Origin of the sequence: Pricia sp. (assembly GCF_041745955.1) — a bacterium.
Classification (GTDB): domain Bacteria; phylum Bacteroidota; class Bacteroidia; order Flavobacteriales; family Flavobacteriaceae; genus Pricia.
On record NZ_JBGTHY010000261.1, the window covers coordinates 1 to 2,833 of the forward strand.

Below are 2,833 nucleotides of genomic sequence, written 5' to 3' on the forward strand. Positions count from 1 at the left end.
ATCATCATTGCGACCCTAATTATCATCGTATCCTTTATCCCGCTGTTCTTTTTGAGCGGAATGGAAGGCCGGCTTTTACAGCCTTTGGGGATAGCCTTCGTGACTTCCGTGCTCACCTCCCTGATCGTGGCCGTAACGGTAACCCCGGTACTTTGTTCCTATTTGCTGAAAAACGAAAAGCTGTTGAACAAACAGGCCGAAGGGACACGGGTGGAACGTTGGCTGCAAAAGCATTATTCCAATGTCTTGACCAGGGCATCTAAAATACCGAAAACCATTATCGGGGTTACGGTCATCGCCTTTTTGTTGAGCTTGGTGGTCTTGACCCAACTGGGCCGTAGCTTTTTGCCCGAATTCAACGAAGGTTCCCTGGTCATTAGCGTAGTTGGCCCACCGGGAATGTCCTTGGAGGAAAGCAACAAAACCGGAAAACTCGTGGAAGAAATCTTGTTGGATCTGCCCGAAGTGGAAGTCGTGACCCGAAGAACGGGCCGTGCCGAACTGGACGAGCACGCGCAGGGCGTAAACGCGGCGGAAATCGATGTGCCCTTTATATTGGAGGATAAGGGCAAGGAAGAATTCTTTGAAGAAGTCCGAAACGAACTCAGCATCGTTCCCGGGGTAAATATAACCTTGGGGCAGCCCATTGCTCACCGTATCGACCATATGCTTTCAGGGACACGGGCCAATATCGCCATAAAGATTTTCGGTTCCGATCTGCAACGCTTGTTCGAGGTGGGCAAAAGTGTCGAGCAGAACATTAAGGATATTGACGGACTGGCAGATGTAGCGGTCGACCAGCAGATCGAAGTCCCACAGATCCGTATCAAGCCAAAACGCCAGATCCTATCGGCCTATGGAATGACCGTGGGCGACCTGATGGAACAGGTCGATATTGCCTTTGCGGGCGAGGAGGCGGGCGAGATTTATGAGGGGCAACAGTATTTCGATTTGGTGGTTCGCTATCAAAAACGCTTTCGGGACAATATCGAAACTATGAAAGGGACCCTGATCAGCCTTCCCAATGGCGGGCAGACCAATCTGGGAGAATTGGCCGTTATTGGATCGGTAAGCAGTCCGAACAAAATCAGCCGTGAGGACGTGCAGCGTAAAATTGTGGTGGCCGCCAATGTCCAGGGCCGCGATTTACGGGGTGCCGTGGAAGATATCAAGGAAACCGTAGACCAAAACATTTCGCTGCCGGAAGGCTATCGGGTTCAGTACGGTGGGCAATTTGAAAGCGAATCGAAAGCATCTCAGTTGCTCTTGATTACCTCGATAATTGCAATCGCGATCATCTTTCTGCTCCTATATTACGAGTTCAAGGATGTAAAGTTGGCCTTTGTCGTATTGATCAACCTTCCCTTGGCCTTGATCGGGGGCATATTGATCGTTTATTTTACTTCTGGCATCATCAGCATCGCCGCTACCATAGGGTTTATAAGCCTTTTTGGTATCGCAACCCGAAACGGTATTTTACTGGTTTCCAGATACGAGGATTTAAGAAAGGAGGGGATGAAAGGTTTCGAACTAATCAGGACAGGGGCATTGGATAGGTTGAACCCTATTTTGATGACCGCATTTACAACTGGTCTCGCCCTTATTCCTTTAGCTTTGAAAGGCGGCGAACCCGGAAGTGAGATACAAAGCCCGATGGCTGTCGTCATTTTAGGTGGCTTGTTGTCGGCAACCATATTAAATCTGGTTGTAATTCCTTGTGTGTATCAATTAGTAATCAATGATAAACGGTATTCTAAAGAATCGATATGAATAAAGAAAATAGATGAAGCTGTCAAAACTGTTAGAGCCGTTTCAAGCACTACAAAACAAATTATTCGCTAAGCTATATTTAGCACAAACCATAAGTTTGTTGGGCGATGCCTTTACGTGGGTCGGGTTAGCTCTTTTGGCATATCAGTTCGGCGAAGAAAGGGCTGCGGTCATATTGGCAACGGCCCTTACTTTGAGAGTTACAGCATTTATTATTTTTTCGCCTTTTGCAGGAGTATTGGCCGAAAGAATAAGCCGAAAGAAAATACTGTACACCACACATTTTGTAAGAATGGTCATAGTAGGCTGTTTGCCTTTTGTAACCGAAGAATGGCAAATTTATGTCCTCATTTTTCTTATGAATGTTTTCAATGCATTTTTTAGTCCGACCTATCGGTCTATTATTCCGCAGATTGTAGAGAAATCCATATATCGTCAAGCCATAGGTTTATCGGCGGCCACGTATCAGCTTTTAGGAGTATTGGGTCCGGGATTGGCAGGAATTTTGGCTATTTGGCTGGGTGCAAGGGAAATATTCTTTGTCGATGCTGCTACATTTGTTATCGCAGGTATTTTATTGTTGAGCCTTCCAAAAAGTAAGTTGGATATTGTTCCTGAAAAAATCGAGGAAAAGATAAAACCAACCACTTGGCAAGATGTTTTAAAAGGCATAAAACTTTTGTTTTCCAATCAATATGTGCGCTTCGCGTTGTTTATTGAATTGGTTTCTGCGGTTGCCGGTGCACTTATTCTGGTAAATACCATCGTATTGGTCAAAGGCGGATTGGAACTTACAGATAAAGATTATGGAATAATAATGGCAGCTTTCGCTGTTGGCGCAATGGTAGCAGCATTTGTTTCTGGAGCAATCGATAAATCCAAATCAAGACGCATCTCTCTTATTATTGGAGCTCTGATTTTGGGGGTTGCCATAAGTTTTGCCAATTACCTCGATTTTTCAATGCTATTGATTGTATGGATTGTTGCCGGACTTGGTCAAAGCCTTGCGGAGATTCCATCCGAAACACTTATCGGAGAAACAGTACCTATTGAAGAACAGGGT

The 2,833-nt window shown here is 45.4% G+C and carries 2 protein-coding genes; both read left to right on the plus strand.

Annotated features, from left to right (window positions below):
• On the plus strand, positions 1–1,770 hold a 1,770-nt coding region (locus ACEW8S_RS09255; protein ID WP_373517869.1), incomplete at its 5' end, for an efflux RND transporter permease subunit.
• Positions 1,771–1,783: 13 nt separating this feature from the next.
• The coding region (locus ACEW8S_RS09260) for an MFS transporter (RefSeq protein WP_373517870.1) at positions 1,784–2,833 on the plus strand (1,050 nt) is incomplete at its 3' end.